This window comes from Steroidobacter flavus, assembly GCF_042651805.1.
Taxonomy (GTDB): domain Bacteria; phylum Pseudomonadota; class Gammaproteobacteria; order Steroidobacterales; family Steroidobacteraceae; genus Steroidobacter; species Steroidobacter flavus.
The window spans coordinates 2956761-2977121 of the sequence record NZ_JBHSDU010000003.1; the positions used below are offsets into that span (position 1 = coordinate 2956761).

Sequence of the window (20361 nt, forward strand, 5' to 3'; positions counted from 1 at the left end):
GCCATGATGCAACAGCTGCGCGGACGCTCGATCGTCGTCGGCCTGGGCCGGACGGGGATGTCGTGCGCGCGTTATTTGCAATCTCGCGGGCTCAGCTTCGCTGTGACCGACAGCCGGCCCGCGCCGCCGGAAGCTGCGGCGCTCGAGAAGCTCGCGCCGCAAGCTGAAGTGCGCTTCGGCGGTTTCGATGAAGCGTTGCTGGACGGCGCGTCGCAGATCGTGGCGTCGCCGGGCGTGTCGCTGAAAGAGCCGTTCTTGATGAGTGCCGCCGTGCGTGGCATTCCGATCATCGGCGACATCGAGTTGTTCGTGCGCGAGGCCAAGGCGCCGATCGCGGCGATCACCGGGACGAATGGTAAGAGCACGGTCACGACACTCGTTGGCCTCATGGCGAACGCAGCGGGTCGGCGGGCTATTGCTGGAGGCAATCTTGGGCGGCCGGCGCTCGATTTGCTTGATGATCCCGTGCCCGAGTTGTACGTCCTCGAGCTGTCGAGCTTTCAACTGGACACGACGTTGTCGCTTCGGGCCGCGGCGGCCGCTGTATTAAACGTGACGCCGGATCACATGGATCGTTACGCGACTCTCGAAGAGTACGCCGCTGCCAAGGAGCGCATCTTCCAGCGCTGTGAAGCCGCCATCGTGAACATGGACGATGTCGCGGTTCGCACCATGCATTACCAGTCGTCGCGCGTGCTCGGCTTCAGTCTGCATGCCGATCCGGCGGCCGACTACTACGTCCAGCATCAAGGCGATGACGTGATCTTGATGCATGGTCGCGAGCGAATGGTCGCAATGTCTGAGCTGAAGATCCGTGGTCTGCATAACGCGGCGAATGCCCTGGCGTCGCTCGCGATGTGTGATGCGCTCAATCTGTCGCGCGCTGCTTGCCTGCAGGCGCTGCGTGATTTCCCTGGACTGCCGCATCGTTCGCAGTGGGTCGCCGACGTGAAAGGCGTGCGCTTCGTCGAGGATTCGAAGGGCACGAATGTCGGCGCGACACTCGCGGCTGTCGCCGGTATGTCGGGCTCGCTGGTGTTGATCGCCGGCGGTCAGGGCAAAGGTCAGGACTTCGCACCGCTCGCGCAAGCGTTCCGGGGCAAGGTGCGGCACGTCGTGCTGCTCGGTCAGGATGCGAAATTGCTCGATGCCGCCCTCAAGGGCGTCGCGACGACTGAGTTCGCGAAAGATATGAATGAGGCCGTGCAGCTCGCTGCTAACGCGGCGCGTCCGGGCGAGACGGTGTTGCTCTCGCCGGCGTGCGCGAGCCTCGATATGTTCCGGGATTACGGACACCGGGGCGATGTGTTCGCCGCCGCTGTGAAGGGGTTGCCGGCATGAGCGCCGCAAGTCTCACCTTCGCGCGATCCAACGGCCGGCCACGTCGGTTCGCGTTCGATTATGTATTGCTGCTCGCGGTCAGCGGCATCCTGCTGCTCGGGCTGGTGATGATGACGTCCGCGTCCATCAGCATCGCCGACAAGCAACAGCAGGATCCGCTGTTCTTCCTGGTGCGTCAGATGTATGGCGTGGGCTTCGGTGTGCTGGGCGCCATGATCATGATGAGCATTCCCACCGCGGTTTGGGAAAAGATGGCCATGCCGCTGCTGCTGGTCGCGTTCATTTTCCTGGTGCTGGTGTTGATCCCCGGCATCGGTCACGAAGTGAACGGCAGCCGTCGCTGGTTGCGCGCGGGCATCATGAACTTCCAGGCGTCGGAGCTGACGCGCGTGCTGCTACTTATATATCTGTGCAGCTACGTGGTCCGGAAGCAGGGCGAGTTGAAGGAAGAATTGAAAGGCTTCCTCAAACCGCTGGGCGTGCTGATGGGCGCCGCCGCTCTGCTGCTCATGGAGCCTGACTTCGGCGCGGCGACGGTGCTGGTGGCCACGGGCCTCGGCGTGTTGTTCCTCGCTGGCGTGAAGCTGCGTCATTTCTTTGCGCTGGTCGCGATCGCGGCGGCGGGCATGGCGGTGATCGCTGTGACGTCGGCGTATCGATTGAAACGCCTGACCGCGTTCATGGATCCGTGGGCCGATCCGTTCAACTCCGGCTTCCAGCTGACACAGTCGCTGATCGCTATCGGTCGCGGCGAGCTGTTCGGGGTCGGGCTCGGCTCCAGCGTGCAGAAACTTTTCTATTTGCCCGAAGCGCACACCGACTTCGTGTTCGCCGTGCTCGCCGAGGAGCTGGGCCTGGTGGGCGTCATCGTCACATTGGGGCTGTTCATTCTGCTCGTGTGGCGCAGCTTTTATATCTCGCGCCTCGCGTCCGAGGCCGGCCTCGCGTTCCAGGCGTACTGCGCGGCGGCGTTCGGCATCTGGCTGGCGTTTCAGACTTTCATCAACGTCGGCGTGAACATGGGCATCCTGCCGACCAAGGGTCTGACCTTGCCGCTCATGTCTTATGGCGGCTCGAGCATCATGGTCACGCTCGGCTGGTTGGGTTTCATCATGCGCATTCATCACGAGGCCCAGACGTCGGGTCGTCTCGCGGTGTCGCGTCCTGCTCGCCGCGAGCGAGCGGAGAGTGACGAATGAAGCGCACGGTGCTGATCATGGCCGGCGGAACGGGCGGACACGTGTTTCCGGCGCTCGCGGCTGCTCGCGTGTTGCGCGAACGAGGTTTCGAACCCGTGTGGCTCGGTACCCGCAAAGGCTTGGAAGCGAAGCTGGTGCCGCCGGCGCAGATCGAGATCGAGTGGATCTCGATGAGCGGCTTGCGTGGCAAAGGTGCGGCGACGTTGTTACTTGCGCCGTTCAAAGTCGTGCAGTCGATCTGGCAGAGCCTGCAAGTCATCCGCAAGCGCAACCCGGTTGTGGTGCTCGGCTGCGGTGGCTTCGTCGCAGGTCCCGGTGGCGTGGCCGCGTGGCTCACGCGTCGACCGCTTGTCATTCACGAACAGAATGCCGTCGCGGGCATGACCAATCGGATGCTGGCGAAGCTGGCGCGTCGGGTGCTCGAAGCTTTTCCAAAGAGTTTCCCGTCGGGAACGCAGGCCGAGCAGGTGGGCAATCCAGTGCGACGTGAGATCGCCGCCATCGCCCCGCCAGAGCAGCGCTTTGCCGGTCGCGAAGGCCCGATCCGATTGCTCATCATCGGCGGCAGCCAGGGCGCGATGAAACTCAACGCGACGGTGCCGGCGGCGCTCGCGACTATCGACGCGGCTTCGCGTCCTGTTGTCATTCATCAGGCCGGCGAGCGTCATCTGCCGGTCGTGCGCGAAACGTATGAGAAGCACGGCGTGCAGGCCGACGTTCGCGCGTTCATTACTGATATGGCGGAAGCTTATAGCTGGGCCGACGTGGTCGTGTGCCGTTCCGGCGCGATGACCGTGTCGGAGCTCGCGGCCGCCGGTTTGCCGGCGATCTTCGTGCCGTTCGCCGCGGCTGTCGACGATCATCAAACGCTCAATGCCAAGTTTCTGGTCGATGCTCAGGCGGGCATCTCGATCGCCGAGCGCGATCTCACGCCGGAACGACTTGCGCAGGAGCTGAACCAATTGCTGAGCGGTGGACGTGAGCAACTCAAAGCGATGGCCGTGCGGGCCCGCTCGGTTGCGATCACGGATGCCGACGTGCGTCTCGCGGACGCATGCGTGGCCGCCGCGGGAGGTGTCGCATGAAAGATCGCATGCGTCGCATTCATAACATTCATTTCGTAGGTATCGGCGGCAGCGGCATGGGCGGCATCGCCGAAGTGCTGTTGAATCTGGGCTATCACGTTCAAGGCAGCGACCTGAAGCCGAACGGGGTCACGCAGCGGCTGGCGAAGCTGGGTGCGCAGATCAAGATCGGTCACGCGGCGGAGAACGTCGGCAAGGCGGACGTGCTGGTCGTTTCGACGGCGGTGCAGTCGGATAACCCCGAAGTCGTCGAAGCGAAGTCGCGACGTCTGCCCATCGTGCAGCGTGCGGTGATGCTGGGCGAGCTGATGCGCTTCCGCTATTCCGTCGCGGTCGCCGGCACGCATGGCAAGACCACGACGACCAGCATGGTCGCGTCGATTCTCGCCGAAGGCGGGCTCGATCCAACGTTCGTCATCGGCGGTCGCTTGAAGAGCGCCGACAGCAACGCTCGTCTGGGCGCCGGCAAGTATCTGGTCGCCGAAGCGGACGAGAGCGACGCGTCGTTCATGCATCTGCAGCCGATGATCGCGATTGTCACCAACGTGGACAACGATCACCTCGGCACGCACGACGGCGACTTCGAGCGTTTGAAGCAGAGCTTCATCGACTTCCTGCACAACCTGCCCTTCTACGGCCTGGCCGTCGTGTGCGCGGACGATCCGATCGCGAAGAGCCTGTTGCCGCGAATCAACCGCCCGTTCGTGACTTACGGTATCGATAGTCCCGAGGCTGACCTGCGCGCGGTCAACATCCGGCGCGAAGGCGTGCAGACCAGCTTCGAAGTGCACCGGGCCGGCGTTCAACCCCTGCGCGTGAAGTTGAATCTGCCCGGCACGCACAATGTTCTGAATTCGCTGGCGGCGATTGCGGTCGCGAAGGAACTGGAAGTCAGCGACACGGCTATTCAACGCGCACTGAGCTCGTTCCACGGCGTCGATCGTCGCCTGCAACAGTACGGCGATGTGCAGACGTCGGCGGGCAAGGTCACGATCATCGACGACTACGGTCATCACCCGACCGAGCTTGCGGCCACGCTCGAAGCGGTCCGTCAGGGCTGGCCGAACCGTCGCGTCCTGCTGGCGTTCCAGCCGCATCGTTACACCCGTACGCGCGATCTGCTCGACGACTTCGCTCGTGTGCTCGCCGCCAATGCCGACGCGCTGATCGTTACTGAAGTTTATGCGGCCGGCGAAGCGCCGATTGCGGGCGCCGACGGCAAAGCAATTTGTCGCGCGGTTCGTTCGCATGGCCGCGTCGAGCCGGTGTACGTCGAGAAGATCGATGAGTTGCCGCGTGCGCTGATTCAGATCGCTCGCGACGGCGATGTGATCGTGACCATGGGTGCCGGCAGCATCGGCAGCCTGGCGCCGGAATTGCCGGCGGCATTGACCACGTTGTCGGCCGAGCGGAGGCAACCGTGAACGCGTTGTCGCTGCCGCCCGATTTCGAAGCGCGAGTGAAGCGCGACGAGCTGATGTCGAAGCACACGTCATGGCACGTGGGCGGGCCGGCGGATTTGTTCTTTTCGCCGCTCGATGTGACTGACGTGTCCGGCTTCCTGCAAGGGTTGCAGCCTGGCACGCCGGTAATGTGGATCGGTTTGGGCAGCAACTTGTTGGTTCGCGACGGCGGCATTCGCGGCGCGGTGATCGAGACGCACGGCATCTTCGATGAACTGGAGCGTCGTAACGACAACGAGGTCTGGTGTGGCAGCGGCGTGGCGTGCGCGAAGCTCGCCAAGCAATGCATCAAGTGGGGCTTGGGCCCGGCGGAATTCTTCGCAGGCATTCCCGGCACGCTCGGCGGCGCGTTGGCGATGAACGCGGGCGCGTTCGGCGGTGAGACGTGGAGACATGTTGTCTCCGTCGCGACCATCGATCGCCACGGGGTGCGTCATGAGCGCCCGGCGTCGGACTACAGCGTCGGCTATCGCCACGTCGCAGGTCCGAAGGACGAATGGTTTCTCGGCGCGCTGTTGCGTTTCGAGCTGCGTCCCGGCGTGAGCAACGACGACATTCGTCAGCTGCTCGCGAAGCGTAAGGCGACGCAGCCGATTCAAGAGTGGTCGTGCGGCTCGGTGTTCACGAATCCGCCGGGCAATCACGCCGCGCGCTTGATCGAAGGCTGTGGGCTGAAAGGGTTTCGCATCGGCGGCGCGCGAGTGTCGGAGATGCACGCGAACTTCATCGTCAACGACGGCACGGCGACGGCGGACGATATCGAGAAGTTGATTCGTCACGTGCAACAGACGGTGGAACAAAAGCAGGGTGTGCGACTCAACACTGAGGTGCGCATCGTGGGCGAGGTGGTTCATGGCTGAAGCAAACAAGATCGGGCCGAAGCGCGTCAGCAACCCGAAAGATTTCGGTCGCGTCGCCGTGCTGATGGGCGGCACGTCGAGCGAGCGTGAAGTGTCGCTGGACAGCGGCAGCAATTGTCTGGATGCGCTGAAGCGTCAGGGCGTCGACGCCTACCAAGTCGATGGCATCGCGGCGCTCGTCGATGAGCTGGTGAACAAGCGTTGCCAGCGCGTCTTCAACATCCTGCACGGTCATGCCGGCGGCGGCGAAGACGGCATTCTGCAAGGGTTGCTGGACGCGTTCGGCATTCCATACACCGGTTCCGACGTGCTGGGCTCGGCGCTGTCGATGGACAAGATTCGCACCAAACAAGTGTGGCTGTCGCTCGGTTTGCCGACGCCGCGATATGCGCGTCTCGCTCGTAACAGTGACGTGGCGAAGGCTGCACGCGATCTCGGCTTGCCGGTCATCGTGAAGCCCGCGTGCGAAGGCTCGAGCGTCGGCGTGACTCGCGTGTTCAAAGAACAGGATTTGAAGCAGGCGGTGGATCTCGCTGCTCGCTACCAAGGCGAGATGCTGATGGAACAGCTGATCGTCGGCGATGAGCTGACGGTTTCCATCCTGGGCGACGTCGCGATGCCGAGTATCCGCATCGTGCCGGCGGGCGAGTACTACGACTATCACGCGAAGTACAAAGCCGAAGACACGCAATACATCTGCCCGGGCTTGCAAGGCGCAGCTGAAGAAGAAATTCGTGCGCTCGCGCTCGAGGCATTCCGCACCGCTGGCTGTTTCGGCTGGGGGCGTGTCGATGTGATGCGCGACCGCGCCAGCGGCAAGTTTTATTTGCTGGAAGTGAACACCGCGCCCGGCATGACCAGCCATTCGCTGGTGCCGAAGTCGGCCAAGGCCTTCGGTATCGAGTTCGATGAGCTGGTGTGGCGCGTGTTGGAAACCAGTCTGCCGCGCGATGGCCAAGGAGCAACTCGCTCGTGATGGGCTCACGCAAGCGCAATCGTCGCAAGGGCGCCGGAGAGCAGTTCGATCTGCTCGCCCGGCTCAAGCCCATGGTCGCTTCGTTTGCAGAAGGCGGCTTGCGTCCTGTGCTCGGCGTGTCCGGGTTGATTCTGGGAATTGCGGTGATGGCCTGGGGCCTGGCGGTCTCGTTCGATCGACCGATTGGCAAGGTGGAAGTGGGCGGGCAATTTCAGCGCGTCACGCCGATGCAGGTCGAAGAAGTCGTCGCGCGGTTTCGGGGCTCGGGATTTCTTTCGGTCGATCTGGATGCGCTGCGCACACAGTTGGAGACCGTTCCCTGGGTGGATCGCGCCCGGGTCGAGCGTAAGTGGCCGAACGGTGTGCGCGTGTTCATCACCGAGCATGTCGCGGCGGCACGCTGGGGCGAGTCGGGGTTGATGAATACGCGAGGCGAATTGTTTCTAAAGGATGCGCGACACATTCCGCAGGAGCTGCCGCAGCTGGTGGGCCCGGTGGGCACGGAAGGTCAGGTCGCGAAGCTTTATCTGGAATCGTATCCGCGCCTGTTGGGTGTGGGTATGCGCTTGAGCAAGGTCGAGCTGGACGCGCGCGGCGCGTGGCAGTTGACGCTCGGCAATGGCGTGATCGTCCGTCTGGGTCGCCAGGACGTGCCGGCTCGCATGGAAAGATTCATCGCTGTGGCGAGCCCCGTGGTGGCGGCTCGGGCAGCGGAAGTTAGTTATGTAGATCTGCGTTATAGCAACGGCTTTTCTGTCGGCTGGATCGCTCCAGCCCGAGTCGCGCGCGGCGCCGAGGATGCTCGTCCTGATGGCTAGGAAGAATGACCGAAATCTGATCGTTGGCCTCGACATCGGCACCTCCAAGGTGGTCGCCATCGTCGGCGAGGTCAATCATGAAGGTCGCATCGAAGTGGTGGGCTTGGGCTCGCATCCTTCGCGCGGACTGAAACGTGGCGTCGTCGTGAACATCGAATCGACGGTGCAGTCCATTCAGCGCGCGGTGGAAGAAGCCGAGCTGATGGCCGGCTGCGAGATTCATTCGGTGTACGCCGGCATCGCCGGCAGTCATGTGCGCAGCCTGAACTCGCACGGCATCGTCGCGATTCGAAACAAAGAAGTGACCTCGGAAGACGTGGACCGCGTGATCGACGCGGCCCGCGCCGTGGCGATCCCGGCCGATCAGAAGATCCTGCACATCCTGCCGCAGGAGTTTTTGATCGACAGCCAGGAAGGCATCCGCGAGCCGATCGGCATGTCGGGCGTGCGACTGGAAGCGAAAGTTCACATCGTCACCGGTGCGGACAGCGCAGCTCAGAACATCGTGAAGTGCGTGCAGCGTTGCGGCTTGCAGGTCGAGGACGTGGTGCTCGAGCAGCTGGCGTCGAGCTACTCGGTGCTGGCTGACGATGAGAAGGAGCTGGGCGTGTGCCTGGTGGACATCGGCGGCGGCACGACCGATCTCGCGGTGTTCTCGGGTGGCGCGATTCGTCACACCGCCGTGATTCCGATCGCGGGCGATCAAGTGACCAACGACATCGCGGTGAGTCTGCGCACGCCGACGCATCACGCCGAAGAGATCAAGATGAAGTTCGCCTGCGCGTTGTCGCAGCTCGCGAACTCGGACGAGACCATCGAAGTGCCGAGTGTGGGCGATCGTCCGCCGCGCCGGCTTGCGAGGCAGACGCTCGCCGAAGTGGTCGAGCCCCGTTACGAGGAATTGTTTGCTCTGGTGCGCGAAGAGCTGCGCCGTTCCGGCTTCGAGGAAGTGATCGCCGCGGGCGTCGTGCTCACCGGCGGCAGCGCGAAGATGGAAGGCGCGGTCGAGCTCGCCGAAGAAGTGTTTCACATGCCGGTGCGCCTCGGCGTGCCCCAGCACATCACCGGACTGGTGGATGTGGTGAGCAATCCGATTCATTCGACCGGCGTCGGCCTGTTGCTTTACGGCCGGGAGAATTATCTGCGCGGGCGTCGCGAGCTGCCGCTGGGCGGCAACGTGCGCGGCACGCTCGATCGCATGAAAGCATGGTTTCAAGGAAATTTTTGATGACCTTAGATGGATGCCATGGAAAAGGCCAGAACAAGGGGATGAGTGGGGAAGGTGGAGCGTGCGGCGGGCCTCTGAACCGGCCGTACGTTGAGTTGCAATTTGCTTTGTCTCGCTGACATTGAGGGGACTAACGATGTTTGTACTTGCTGATACAGAAAACCAAGGCGCAGTCATTAAAGTGATTGGCGTCGGCGGCGGCGGCGGAAACGCGGTCGCTCACATGATCCAGGCCGGTATCGAAGGCGTGGATTTCATTTGCATCAACACCGACGCGCAGGCGTTGAAACATTCCAAGGTGAAAGTCGGTCTGCAGATCGGCTGCAATATCACCAAGGGCCTCGGTGCGGGCGCCGATCCGGAAGTGGGCCGTCAGGCCGCGATGGAAGATCGCGATCGCATCATCGAAATGATCGAAGGTTCGGACATGCTGTTCATCACCGCCGGCATGGGCGGTGGCACCGGCACGGGCGCGGCTCCGGTCGTGGCGCAGGTCGCGAAGGAACTGGGCATCCTGACGGTTGCCGTCGTGACCCGTCCGTTCGAGATGGAAGGTCGCAAGCGTCACGGCTCTGCTGAGCGCGGCATCGCCGAGCTGAGCAAGCATGTCGACTCGCTCATCACCATCCCGAACCAGAAGCTGCTGACCGTGCTGGGTGGCGATGTGACGCTGCTCGACGCGTTCAAATCGGCCAACCAGGTGCTGCAAGGCGCGGTGCAGGGCATCGCCGAGCTGATCACCCGTCCCGGCATGATCAACGTCGACTTCGCCGACGTGCGTACCGTGATGGCTGAAACCGGCATGGCGATGATGGGCACCGGCATCGCTCGCGGCGAGCACCGCGCGCGTGAAGCTGCTGAAGCCGCTGTTTCCAGCCCGCTGCTGGAAGATGTGAATCTGCAGGGCGCGCATGGCCTGCTGATCAATGTCACGGCCGGTATGGACTTGCGCACCAGCGAGTTCAGCATCGTCGGCGACACGGTCAAACAGTACGCTTCCGAGGACGCCAACGTGGTCGTGGGCTGCGTGATCGATCCGGAAATGAGCGAGCAGATTCGCGTGACCGTCGTGGCCACGGGCATCGGTCGTCCGGGTGCGCAAATGCAGGCCCCGCAGCAGGATACGCGTCGCATGACTGCCATCCCTGGCGGCCGTCGCGGCAGCGTGCCCACGCTCGACGATCTGCACGTGCCGACCTACATCCGCAACCAGCGCGATCCGCACGCGGGCCAGGCTCGCCGCGCGGTGGGCGACGGGCTGACGGCTGAAGACACGTCGATGCTGGATATTCCGGCGTTTTTGCGCCGTCAGGCCGATTGAGGAGTAACGGACTGGTGAACCGCGACTGCCGGTGGGCAGCGGGTCCGGGCGGCGATCTCTATGGGCTACATAGGGAACATGCATGGTGCCCCTGGAACTTCGCTATACGCTAGCAAGTCGATTCATCAGGAACGCGGTGAGTGCCTTTTCAATGTAAGCAAAAGTAACGGCAAGTCAGAGGCTTGCCGTTCACTTGCCGGCAATGTTAGGGTCTGCGCCGCTTGGAACCCCTCATGCTGCGACAACGAACCTTAAAGAACACCATCCGCGCGACCGGCGTAGGCCTTCACTCCGGGAAAAAAGTGCTGATGGTGCTGCGTCCGGCGCCGGTCGACACCGGCGTTGTGTTCCGTCGCACCGACCTCAACGAGCCGGTGGACGTGCGCGCGTACGCCGAAAACGTCGGCGATACCATGCTGGGCACGTCCCTGTTCAACGGCGATGTCCGGGTCAACACGGTCGAGCATCTGTTGTCGGCATTTGCCGGTCTGGGCCTCGATAACGCCTATGTGGACCTGTCGGCCGAAGAGGTCCCGATCATGGACGGCAGTGCCGGCCCGTTCGTGTTCTTATTACAGTCGGCCGGCATCGAAGAGCAGGCCGCGCCGAAACGTTTCGTCCGCGTGCTCGCGCCGCTGGAAGTGCGCGACGGCGACAAGTGGGCCCGCTTCGAGCCGTACAACGGCTTCAAGGTCAACATGGAGATCGAGTTCAATCACCCGGTCTTCAAAAAGCGCTCGCAGACCGCGTCGATGGACTTTTCCACGACGTCCTATCTGAAAGAAATCAGCCGCGCGCGGACCTTCGGCTTCATGCGCGACCTGGAATATATGCGCTCGAAGAACCTGGCGCTCGGCGGCACCCTGGACAACGCCATCGTGCTGGACGAATACCGCGTGTTGAACGAAGACGGCCTGCGCTACGAGGACGAGTTCGTCAAACATAAAATCCTGGACGCGATCGGCGATCTGTACCTGCTCGGCAAGAGCCTGATCGGCGAATTCAGCGGCCACAAATCCGGCCACGCGCTCAACAATCAGCTGGTCCGCAAGCTGATCAACACGCCGAACGCGTGGGAACCTGTGACCTTCGACAATCCCAAAGACTCGCCCATCTCGTACGTACCCGCTGCCGCGATGGTCAGCGCGTAAATCTGCCGTTTTCTTAGTGCCCCCGGCTGCGCCGAAAACTCGGCGGCTTGCGAAGGCTGTTTAGTAACAGCGGCATCCGTTGCGCTGATCGGGCGTTTTAGGCCTGCGATAACCCTTGCGGACGCCTTCCAACTCGTACTTTTAGTTTTGTGACCTTGTTCTCACCGGAACCATTTAACAGTTCCAGTAATTGCGCCTGCGCATAACGAATCTGCGGGCACCAGGCGGCCGAGTCCGCCAGCACGACCAACGTGTCGTCCTGGCAACTCGCTGACACGACATGATCTTTTTCTGGTCCCGCGAGCGCAGAACGGATCCTCTCCGTGAGTTCGGCATGCGCCGCGACGCGTTGCTCGAGTTGCGCGAATAACGGGCCAATCGTCCCGCTCAGCGGTTTGAAACGATCAGTCATACGCTGAAAGCACCAATCTGGGCGCTGGACGCTTGATCTTTTGACGCTACGTTATGCATATTCCAGCCACTGTTAAGGGCAAACCCGTCGAAAGGCGGGGACGCAAAGCCACCGGTCTACGGCAGCAGGCACGCATGAAGCGGGTCGCGCCACGATAGCGGGGTTGCCAGGATGTACAACTCGAACATATCGGTTCTACGTCCACCGCAGTTCTGCTCGAGCCTATCGGCTCTATCGTCGCGAACCTTGTCGCTGGAAGCGCGCTGGTTCAAGGCGGGTGTGAACGTATTGTCGTGCCGCCAGTGGAAGCTGGGCGTTTAGGGCGCGAAAGAGAGAAGGTAGTGATCAAATGAACGTCATCGTGTTCTCCAAGCGCTTCGGCAAGGCTCGGCAGTTCGAGCTTGGCCGCCCCTTGGCGATGACGGTGACGATTGCGTCCGTGGCGATAGTGCTCGCCGGCGTGCTGTTCGCGGGCATCCAGCTCGGTCGCAGCGGCCTGGTGCTCGACCCGGCCGCGCAGGTCACGGAGTGGGGCGCGAAACTCGAGCAACAACGCCTCGAAGTCGCCAATGCCCGGCGCGATCTGCAGGAACGGCTCGATGCGCTGACCAGCCGGGTCGGCCAGATGAATGCGCATGTGATCCGCCTCGATGCCCTGGGCCGCCGGCTCACCGAGATGGCCAATCTCGATAAGGGCGAGTTCAATTTCGATAGCGAGCCCGCCGTCGGCGGTCCCGAAGGGCTGCTGGAAGGCGCCACCGTCGCCGCGCCCGAGCTGACCGTGATGCTCGACGACCTGACCAATCAGATCCGCGACCGCGAGCGCCAGCTGAGCGTGCTGGAAAGCATGATCTCCACGCGCAATGTGAGCCGCCAGGTCGTGCCGGACGGCCGGCCGGTGCTGCAGGGCTGGATTTCTTCGCATTTCGGCTATCGCGCCGACCCGTTCACCGGCCGCAATGCCTACCACCAGGGCGTCGACTTCGCGGGCCCGGCCGGATCGCAGGTCCTGGCGGTCGCCTCGGGCGTGGTCACTTATTCCAAGGATCGCTTCGGCTACGGCCGCACGGTCGAGATCAATCACGGCAACGGCTACGTGACCCGCTACGGCCACAATTCCAAGGCGCTGGTCCAGGTCGGCGACACCGTCCAGAAAGGCCAGCCCATCGCGCTGATCGGCTCGACCGGCCGCTCCACCGGCCCGCACCTGCATTTCGAAGTGCTCAAGCAGGGCCGTGCCGTGGATCCGATGACATTCGTGCGTCGGTAAAAAGCACCTGTTCAGCTTGTTTTCGCTTTAGCCGCCCCCAGCCAAGCGGCGGCCCGGGCCAGCCTTGCATTGGGCTTGCGAGACCGTAATTAGAGTCGCCGGGCGCGCGTGTACAATAACGGGCTTTTCCCAACAGGCTTTGCGGGCCCCATAAGCCCCATCCCCGGAGTTTCAGCGTGGCGAATTGGCTGACCCAGCTGTTCGGCAGTCGCAATCAGCGGCTTTTGAGCGGTTATTCCAAGATCGTCGACAAGACCAATGCCCTGGAGGCTTCCTTCAAGGCGCTGTCCGACGAGCAGTTGCAGGCCAAGACGGCGGAATTCCGCCAGTTGCTGGCCCAGGGCAAGACTCTGGATGACATTGCGCCCCAGGCCTTCGCGGCCACCCGCGAGGCGGCGCGCCGGGTGCTCGGCATGCGGCACTTCGACGTGCAGCTGATCGGCGGCACGGTCCTGCACCAGGGCAAGATCGCCGAAATGCGCACCGGCGAAGGTAAGACGCTGATGGCCACCCTGGGCGCCTATCTGAATGCGCTGCCCGCCAAGGGCGTGCACGTGGTGACGGTCAACGAATACCTGGCCTCGCGCGACGCGGACTGGATGGGCCGGGTCTATCGGTTCCTCGGCCTGACGGTCGGCGTGATCAAGAGCGGCCAGAGCTCGGACGAGAAGCGCGCCGCTTACGCCTGCGACATCACCTACGGCACCAACAACGAATTCGGCTTCGACTACCTGCGCGACAACCTCGCGTTTCGTCTCGAGGACCGCGTGCAGCGGGGTCTCGCGTACGCCATCGTCGACGAAGTCGACTCCATCCTGATCGACGAAGCCCGCACGCCGCTGATCATTTCCGGTCCCGCCGAAGAGAGCACCGAGCTCTATCTGCGCATCAACGAGCTGGCGCCGAAGCTCAAGCGTCAGGAAAGCGAAGAAGGCGAGGGCGACTACTGGGCGGACGAAAAGTCGCGCCAGGTCCATCTTTCCGATATCGGTCACGAACACGCCGAGCAACTGATCGCCGAAGCCGGCTTGTTACAGCCGGGCGAGAGTCTGTACGACGCGGCCAACATCCGCATCATGCATCACTTGAACGCGGCCCTCCGCGCGCACTCGCTGTATCACAAAGATGTCGAATACATCGTGCGCAACGGCGAAGTGGTCATCGTCGATGAGTTCACCGGCCGCACCATGCCGGGCCGTCGCTGGTCGGACGGCCTGCACCAGGCCATCGAAGCGAAGGAGCGCGTGCGGGTTCGCGAAGAGAACCAGACGGTCGCGTCCATCACTTTCCAGAACTACTTCCGCATGTATTCCAAGCTGGCCGGCATGACCGGTACGGCCGATACCGAAGCGTTCGAGTTCCAGTCCATCTACGGCCTGGAAGTGGTCGTCATTCCGACCAACAAGCCGATGATCCGCAAGGACCATCCCGACTTCGTGTATCTCACGCAGAAGGACAAGTTCGAAGCCATCATCGAAGACATCCGCGACTGCGTGTCGCGCGGCCAGCCGGCGCTGGTCGGCACCACGTCCATCGAAACGTCCGAGCTGCTGTCGAAGCTGCTGGAAAAAGAAAACATTCCGCACCAGGTGCTGAACGCCAAACAGCACGAGCGCGAAGCCATGATCGTCGCGCAGGCCGGCCGTCCCGGCGCCGTGACCATCGCCACCAACATGGCCGGCCGCGGTACCGACATCGTGCTCGGCGGCAATCTGGAAGTTGAATTGCAGGGCATGGGCGAAGTCGACGACGCGACCAAGGCCCGCGTGCGCGAGGAGTGGAAGCAGCGTCACGAGGCGGTGCTGGCCGCCGGCGGCTTGCACATCGTCGGCACCGAACGTCACGAGTCCCGCCGTATCGACAATCAGCTGCGCGGCCGTTCCGGCCGTCAAGGCGACGCGGGCTCGAGCCGGTTCTATCTGTCTCTCGAAGACAACTTGATGCGCATCTTCGGCGATCCCGAGCGCGTCAAGCGCTGGCTGCAGACCGCCGGCATGAAGGAAGGCGAAGTGATCGAGAGCCGCATGCTCTCGAAACAAATCGAGCGCGCTCAGCGCAAGGTCGAGGCCCATAACTTCGACGCTCGTAAGAACCTGCTCGAGTACGATGACGTCGCCAACGATCAGCGTAAGGTCATCTACGCCCAGCGCACCGATCTCATGGCCGCCGAGGAAGTGGGCGACGCCATCGCCGGCATCCGCCACGAAACGGTCAATGCGTTGATCGATCGTTTCGTCTCGCCGGGCAGCCTGGAAGAGCAGTGGGACGTCGATGGCTTGAAACAGGCCGTCGAGAAGGATTTCGCGGTCAGCATCGATCCCAAGGCCTGGCTGGAAGAAGACAAGAACCTGGTCGAGGAGGGCCTGCGCAAGCGCGTCCACGAAGTCATCGACCAGGCGTACGAGGCCAAGGTGGAGCTGTACGGCGCGCCCGTCGTCCGTCACATCGAAAAGGCCATCATGCTGCAGCAGTTGGACTCGCACTGGCGCGAGCACCTGGCCGCCATGGACTATCTCCGCCAGGGCATTCACCTGCGCAGCTACGCGCAGAAGAATCCCAAGCAGGAATACAAGCGCGAAGCTTTCGAGCTGTTCACTGCCATGCTCGATCGCATCAAGCACGACACCGTCTCGATGCTCTCCCGCATGCAGTTGCGCACGCAGGCCGACGTCGAGCGCGAAGAGCGTGAAGAGCAGGAGCGTCAGGCTCGTCTCGCTCGCGCCATGCAGTTCCAGCACGCCGCTCCCGAGCAGCTCACTGCGCCGACGGCCCCGGCCGAAGAGCCGCAGCCGATGGCGGCGGATGGCGAGCCCGTCGCGCAGTTCGTTCGCGAGACCAAGAAGGTCGGCCGCAACGAGCTGTGTCCGTGCGGCTCCGGGAAGAAGTTCAAACATTGCCATGGAGCGCTGGCGGGCCAGGGCTAACTCCCTCGCCAAGCGCCGTTCGAGCGAAACGCGCCCGGTCGAAAGGCCTGGCGCGTTTTTATTTGCGCGCAAAAAGATATGATCGGGGCCGTCGACCCTGGGGAGGGAGTTCTCGATGATGGGGAAACGATCGTGTCGAAGAAGAGCGGGGTCTCGGTCTCGATGAATATCTCCGGGCTGATTGTTCTTTGCCTCGCGGTCTCGGGCGTCGCCGCCGCGTACGAGCCCGATGTGACCCAGCAACGCGACGAGACCGTCGCCGGCTCCTCCGATCGCCTGATCCCGGACGGCGCCGGCAGCGTCGACCGGCGTTGCATGCGTTGCCTCGCGGAGTTCGGTCGCTATCCCGCTGCTGAGCCGGCCTATGAGTGGCAGCTCCAGCTTGAGAATGGCAAGTATGTGCTGAGCAGCTGGCGGCTGGTGAACCCGAAATCCGCCGTGGACTTTCAACAGGTCGAGCTGCAGCGGCTCGAGGTTGGGAAACAGTTCGCCGAAGTCGTTTACGACATCTGGGCGAACAACATCCTCGAAGCCAGATTCACCCGTCACGCACCCGTCGATGGCACGACCTACCGATTCCGCACGTTCCTTCGCGGTGTGGGTTCGCCGAGCGCCCGGACCTCTTCGCCGAGCAAGGACCTTCCGCCCAAATGGTTGGTCGACAGCGGCGACGAAATCCTCGCGCTCGCCCGTGGCAAGGGGGCCAAAGAGGCTACGGTTCTGACGAAGCTGCAGGCCGTCAGGAAACGTTTGAATGAATACTATCGGCCGGTGCGCGTGAAAGAGCCTCAGTAGTCGTTGCGCGGAGAGAGTTGCGCGGGAACGCGCACGCTTTCTCCGCGGCAGCGACCGTTGGCCCCCGGGAAAGTCGCCCGCTTTAAGCCTCACCGATTTGAAAGTGCCGGGGTTACACTCCGAACATCTGGAGCGGACCCTGGTGAGTTATGGCAAGGGCTATTTCGGAGATTGAGCGGGAAATCCGGAGCCTGGATCGCCCCGCGCAGGAGCGGCTATTGCGTGCGTTGTTAGAAGAGCTCGACGGTCCGGCGGATATGGACGCCGATCGCGCTTGGCTGGAGGAGATTCAACGACGCAGCGCTGAGTTCGATGCCGGACTGGTGAAAGCGATTCCCGCCGAGGAAGTTTTTGAGCGTGCTCGTGCGCGCCTCAAAAAATGAAAGTCGAGTTCTTTCCAGACGCCGCCGACGAACTGATGGATGCTGCGGCGATCTACGAGAGTGATGTTCGCGGGCTCGGCCACGAGTTCATGTTGGAGGCCGAGCGCGTCATCGGCGTGCTCACCGAATTACCTGACCTCGGCGAAATGCTCGACGAAATCCATCGCCGCGCATCCCGCTGCGCCGCTTTCCATACGCACTGATATTCCGGCAGGAGGCAGACGTCATTCGAATAGTCGCGGTCGCCCATCGTCGAAGCCGCCCACGATACTGGGCGCCTCGCGTTCACGATCGCGCAGGCCCTTAGATCGAGGCGGGCGACGTTTCCGCGGAAACGTCTCACCGGCACGTGGAAGATGTAGTTAAAGAACAAGCGGAGGGAGACGTGACGCCACATCAGATATTGATCGTTGGGATTCGGTTGCTGGTCATCTTCTGGTTGCTGAGCGTTCTTGGGCAGGCAGGAGCCATTCTGACGACGGTTGAGAATATGGGTGTCACCTCGACGCCATTCGTGATCTCCGTGGGACTTCAGTTCGTCGCCATCGTGGTGTTGTGGCTGTTTCCTGCGACGCTGGCCACGAAGTTGCTTCGGTCGGGCAATGTCCCAGTCCAGGCGAGCACGGTCGCGTTCGATGAATGGCGCGATCTGGTCTTTGTCGGTGTCGGTATCTTTGTTCTGGCTCGTGCGCTTCCCAATGTTATCTACTGGGCGATCCTGGCGGCTGCGCCCGCAAACGCCCTTCCTGATTTCACGTTCGAGCAGAAGGCAAACGCGTTTTCGACGGTGGTGGAATTGGCCATCGGACTGACGTTGACGCTCGGCGCCACCGGTCTCTCGTCGCTCATCCAAAAAGGCCGGCGCGCCGGGTTGTCCGCGCAGCAGCGAGCCGGCGATTAGCCCTTCGCCTTGTCCTCCGCCAACGCGTCGGCGTGACGATGCATCAGTTTCCACTCGCCGTTCTCACGACGGAATATTTCAGTGACTCGAAGTGTCATGGGCACCGGGTCGGACTTGCCTTCGAGGCGAACGGTCGCGTGCTGTAGGCCGGTCCAGTAGCCGAGATCGCCGTCCCTGCCGCTGTGAAAGACTTGCAGCTCGGTCGTCCCGCCGCGTTGAAACTGCCGCGCGGCCTTCTCGTTGCCGGCGAGCACCTGGGAAGAGCCGTGCTCGATATGGCCGCTGGGACCGAAGAAGGTGGCGGGATCGGTGGTTGCGGAAATCTGGCGTAGCGGCCCGGGGTCGCCATTCACGAAGGCGGTGGCGACGCGAGGACGTTGTTGCTCCAGGAACTCTTCGAACGATAGATCGGCCATGGCTTTCCCCTAGAAGCGCTGAAAGGTCAGTAAGCCCTGCCTTGCACATCGGGTTCCATCGGCAGATGCCGCATGCAAACCCTCAGGCCTCTGGATTGCCGGCAGGCGGGACCTCATCATAGCGGGCGATGCCAACTGACAAAGAAAATCCAGAGACCATCATTGGCCTGTATCAACGCCACGCCGACGCGTGGGATCGCGACCGTCGCGCGGAGTTGATCACCGAGCGAGCGTGGATGGATCGTTTCACCGCGCTACTACAACCCGGCGCCTCAATACTCGACATCGGCTGCGGCTCCGGACAACCCATCGCGAAATATCTAATCGAGCGTGGCTACAAAGTAACAGGCGTCGACTCATCGCCACCGCTCATCGAAAAATGTCGAGCGCGTTTTCCGAACAACGAATGGATCGTCGCCGACATGCGCGCCTTGTCACTGAACAAAACGTTTGACGCACTCATCGCCTGGGACAGCTTCTTCCACCTGTCTCACGACGCGCAGCGAGCAATGTTTCCAATCTTCAAACAACACGCGAACGACGGCGCGCCACTGCTCTTCACAACAGGCCCGGAGCATCGCGTGGCGATGGGCGAATTTCACGGCGAGCCCCTGTATCACGCGAGCCTATCAATCCAAGAATACCGAGAGCTGCTGAGCTCACAAGGCTTCAGTGTCATAGCGAACACAATCGAAGACCCGGAATGCGGCGGCCACACGGTGTGGCTCGCGCAGTGCCTATCGGTGGGATAGCAAATACACATTGGACCCTGATGGGTTGGATCTCTAGCGTTGCACCCGCCTCGCCGCGGGTGGATTCAATGCCTAAGAGACTTCCTTCGCTTATGGCCGCCTGTGTGGTGGCGGGGGAGGGACAAGGCCTCCTGCCCGCTGTTCGTTGGTGGAGTGAGTAACATGTACGACGCCCGGATCGAGCAGGCAATAGTCATCGACGCGCCCGCTTCAGTGGTTTGGGAGAATTTGACGCGTATCGAGCTGATGAAGGAGTGGATGGGCGATCCGGAGATGGCACTCGAGATCGAAACCGACTGGACGGTGGGCCATCAGATTGTCATCAGCGGGTTTCATCATGTGCGGTTCAAGAACCGCGGGCGGGTCGTGGCATTCGAGCCGATGCAGCGTCTCGCTTATACGCACCTGAGCTCGCTTTCACGGCTTCCGGAGGTGCCCGGGAGTTATACGATGTTGGAATTCACGTTGGCAGCCGTGAACAGGGCGACGGCGCTCCAGTTCCAGGCGAGCGGGTTTCCCACAGAGTCGATCTTCAAGCACCTGCAATTTTATTGGGGCGGAACGCTGCCCGTCTTGAAACGCACCATTGAGCAGCGTGTATCCTCGGTATAGGCGGCTGAATCCCACAGTGATAGTTTTGCCGCCATCGATTCCTCCGCAGAGCTCGACACAATCATGATTCACGTCGTCGCCGGTGCCTTGTTCGACGAACAAGGTCGCGTTCTCATTGCGCAGCGGCCGCCCGGCAAGCACATGGCGGGCGGTTGGGAATTCCCCGGCGGGAAGCTCGAGCCCGACGAGCAGGCGCTCGCGGGGCTGAAGCGGGAGCTGCGGGAAGAGCTGGGGATTGAAGTGCTCGATGCGATGCCGCTAATCGCGTATGAGCATGGTTATACGGATCGCCGGGTGCTGCTCGATCTGTGGCTGGTGTCGCTGTACACCGGCGAGGCGCGCTCGGTGGAGGGCCAGCCGCTGCAGTGGGTGAGCCTCGACGAGCTCGAAACGGTCGGCTTGCTGGAAGCCGACCGTCCGATGATTCCGGCGCTGCGAGAAGCGCGCCCCTGAG

21 protein-coding genes and 1 riboswitch are annotated in these 20361 nt (G+C 62.4%); of the genes, 19 read left to right on the forward strand and 2 right to left on the reverse strand.

Going from position 1 to position 20361, the window contains the following annotated elements:
• Window positions 1-3 precede the first annotated feature (3 nt).
• The 10 genes from murD (at window position 4) to lpxC (ending at window position 11442) form a co-directional block, all read left to right on the forward strand.
• A complete protein-coding gene (murD, locus tag ACFPN2_RS18530) occupies window positions 4-1341 on the forward strand; it encodes a UDP-N-acetylmuramoyl-L-alanine--D-glutamate ligase (protein WP_380599138.1) in 1338 nt (445 codons plus the stop codon).
• Window positions 1338-2540 carry a putative lipid II flippase FtsW gene (gene ftsW, locus ACFPN2_RS18535; RefSeq protein WP_380599140.1) on the forward strand — a complete coding sequence of 401 codons (1203 nt, stop codon included), beginning with the start codon at window positions 1338-1340 and terminating at the stop codon, window positions 2538-2540. The genes murD and ftsW overlap by 4 nt, the downstream gene beginning before the upstream one ends.
• Window positions 2537-3625: an undecaprenyldiphospho-muramoylpentapeptide beta-N-acetylglucosaminyltransferase gene (gene murG, locus ACFPN2_RS18540; protein WP_380599142.1), complete on the forward strand. Its 1089-nt coding sequence runs from the start codon at window positions 2537-2539 to the stop codon at window positions 3623-3625. Before ftsW ends, murG begins: the two co-directional genes overlap by 4 nt.
• Window positions 3622-5049 carry a UDP-N-acetylmuramate--L-alanine ligase gene (murC, locus tag ACFPN2_RS18545; RefSeq protein ID WP_380599144.1) on the forward strand — a complete coding sequence of 476 codons (1428 nt, stop codon included), beginning with the start codon at window positions 3622-3624 and terminating at the stop codon, window positions 5047-5049. Before murG ends, murC begins: the two co-directional genes overlap by 4 nt.
• On the forward strand, window positions 5046-5948 hold the full coding sequence (gene murB, locus ACFPN2_RS18550) for a UDP-N-acetylmuramate dehydrogenase (RefSeq protein WP_380599146.1): 903 nt from the start codon (window positions 5046-5048) through the stop codon (window positions 5946-5948). Before murC ends, murB begins: the two co-directional genes overlap by 4 nt.
• Window positions 5941-6924, forward strand: coding sequence for a D-alanine--D-alanine ligase (locus ACFPN2_RS18555; RefSeq protein ID WP_380599148.1), 984 nt, complete (start codon window positions 5941-5943; stop codon window positions 6922-6924). The genes murB and ACFPN2_RS18555 overlap by 8 nt, the downstream gene beginning before the upstream one ends.
• The gene (locus ACFPN2_RS18560; protein WP_380600174.1) at window positions 6924-7742 is read left to right on the forward strand and encodes a cell division protein FtsQ/DivIB; all 819 of its coding nucleotides are present in this window, start codon (window positions 6924-6926) and stop codon (window positions 7740-7742) included. Before ACFPN2_RS18555 ends, ACFPN2_RS18560 begins: the two co-directional genes overlap by 1 nt.
• Window positions 7735-8970, forward strand: coding sequence for a cell division protein FtsA (gene ftsA, locus ACFPN2_RS18565; protein WP_129776713.1), 1236 nt, complete (start codon window positions 7735-7737; stop codon window positions 8968-8970). Before ACFPN2_RS18560 ends, ftsA begins: the two co-directional genes overlap by 8 nt.
• 136 nt (window positions 8971-9106) lie before the next feature.
• Window positions 9107-10291 (forward strand): cell division protein FtsZ, encoded by a 1185-nt coding sequence (gene ftsZ, locus ACFPN2_RS18570; protein WP_380599150.1) that lies wholly within the window; start codon window positions 9107-9109, stop codon window positions 10289-10291.
• Between the two features lie 233 nt (window positions 10292-10524).
• Window positions 10525-11442: a UDP-3-O-acyl-N-acetylglucosamine deacetylase gene (lpxC, locus tag ACFPN2_RS18575; protein ID WP_380599152.1), complete on the forward strand. Its 918-nt coding sequence runs from the start codon at window positions 10525-10527 to the stop codon at window positions 11440-11442.
• Between the two features lie 97 nt (window positions 11443-11539).
• On the opposite strand, the gene ACFPN2_RS18580 is transcribed toward lpxC, so the two are convergent.
• Window positions 11540-11854, reverse strand: coding sequence for a DciA family protein (locus ACFPN2_RS18580; protein WP_380599154.1), 315 nt, complete (start codon window positions 11852-11854; stop codon window positions 11540-11542).
• 67 nt (window positions 11855-11921) lie between these two features.
• Window positions 11922-12025, forward strand: a riboswitch (cyclic di-GMP riboswitch).
• 178 nt (window positions 12026-12203) lie between these two features.
• Between ACFPN2_RS18580 and ACFPN2_RS18585 the strand changes: the two genes are divergently transcribed.
• The 6 genes from ACFPN2_RS18585 (at window position 12204) to ACFPN2_RS18610 (ending at window position 18127) form a co-directional block, all read left to right on the forward strand.
• Window positions 12204-13124, forward strand: coding sequence for a M23 family metallopeptidase (locus ACFPN2_RS18585; RefSeq protein ID WP_380599156.1), 921 nt, complete (start codon window positions 12204-12206; stop codon window positions 13122-13124).
• 176 nt (window positions 13125-13300) lie between these two features.
• Window positions 13301-16048 carry a preprotein translocase subunit SecA gene (gene secA, locus ACFPN2_RS18590; RefSeq protein ID WP_380599158.1) on the forward strand — a complete coding sequence of 916 codons (2748 nt, stop codon included), beginning with the start codon at window positions 13301-13303 and terminating at the stop codon, window positions 16046-16048.
• Between the two features lie 132 nt (window positions 16049-16180).
• Window positions 16181-16843: a hypothetical protein gene (locus ACFPN2_RS18595; RefSeq protein WP_380599160.1), complete on the forward strand. Its 663-nt coding sequence runs from the start codon at window positions 16181-16183 to the stop codon at window positions 16841-16843.
• 149 nt (window positions 16844-16992) lie between these two features.
• Entirely contained in the window at window positions 16993-17226 is a 234-nt protein-coding gene (locus ACFPN2_RS18600; RefSeq protein WP_380599162.1) for an addiction module protein, read from the forward strand.
• The gene (locus ACFPN2_RS18605) at window positions 17223-17429 is read left to right on the forward strand and encodes a hypothetical protein (RefSeq protein WP_380599164.1); all 207 of its coding nucleotides are present in this window, start codon (window positions 17223-17225) and stop codon (window positions 17427-17429) included. The genes ACFPN2_RS18600 and ACFPN2_RS18605 overlap by 4 nt, the downstream gene beginning before the upstream one ends.
• Before the next feature lie 182 nt (window positions 17430-17611).
• Window positions 17612-18127 (forward strand): hypothetical protein, encoded by a 516-nt coding sequence (locus tag ACFPN2_RS18610; RefSeq protein ID WP_380599166.1) that lies wholly within the window; start codon window positions 17612-17614, stop codon window positions 18125-18127.
• Here the strand turns inward: ACFPN2_RS18610 and ACFPN2_RS18615 are convergent.
• A complete protein-coding gene (locus ACFPN2_RS18615) occupies window positions 18124-18543 on the reverse strand; it encodes a YybH family protein (RefSeq protein WP_380599167.1) in 420 nt (139 codons plus the stop codon). The genes ACFPN2_RS18610 and ACFPN2_RS18615 overlap by 4 nt on opposite strands.
• A gap of 128 nt (window positions 18544-18671) precedes the next feature.
• Here ACFPN2_RS18615 and ACFPN2_RS18620 point away from each other — a divergent pair, with 128 nt between their 5' ends.
• The 3 genes from ACFPN2_RS18620 (at window position 18672) to ACFPN2_RS18630 (ending at window position 20360) form a co-directional block, all read left to right on the forward strand.
• Window positions 18672-19295 (forward strand): class I SAM-dependent DNA methyltransferase, encoded by a 624-nt coding sequence (locus ACFPN2_RS18620; protein WP_380599169.1) that lies wholly within the window; start codon window positions 18672-18674, stop codon window positions 19293-19295.
• A gap of 162 nt (window positions 19296-19457) precedes the next feature.
• On the forward strand, window positions 19458-19907 hold the full coding sequence (locus ACFPN2_RS18625) for an SRPBCC family protein (RefSeq protein ID WP_380599171.1): 450 nt from the start codon (window positions 19458-19460) through the stop codon (window positions 19905-19907).
• Between the two features lie 63 nt (window positions 19908-19970).
• Complete coding sequence (locus ACFPN2_RS18630; RefSeq protein ID WP_380599173.1) at window positions 19971-20360, forward strand: NUDIX domain-containing protein; 390 nt, start codon at window positions 19971-19973, stop codon at window positions 20358-20360.
• Window position 20361 lies beyond the last annotated feature (1 nt).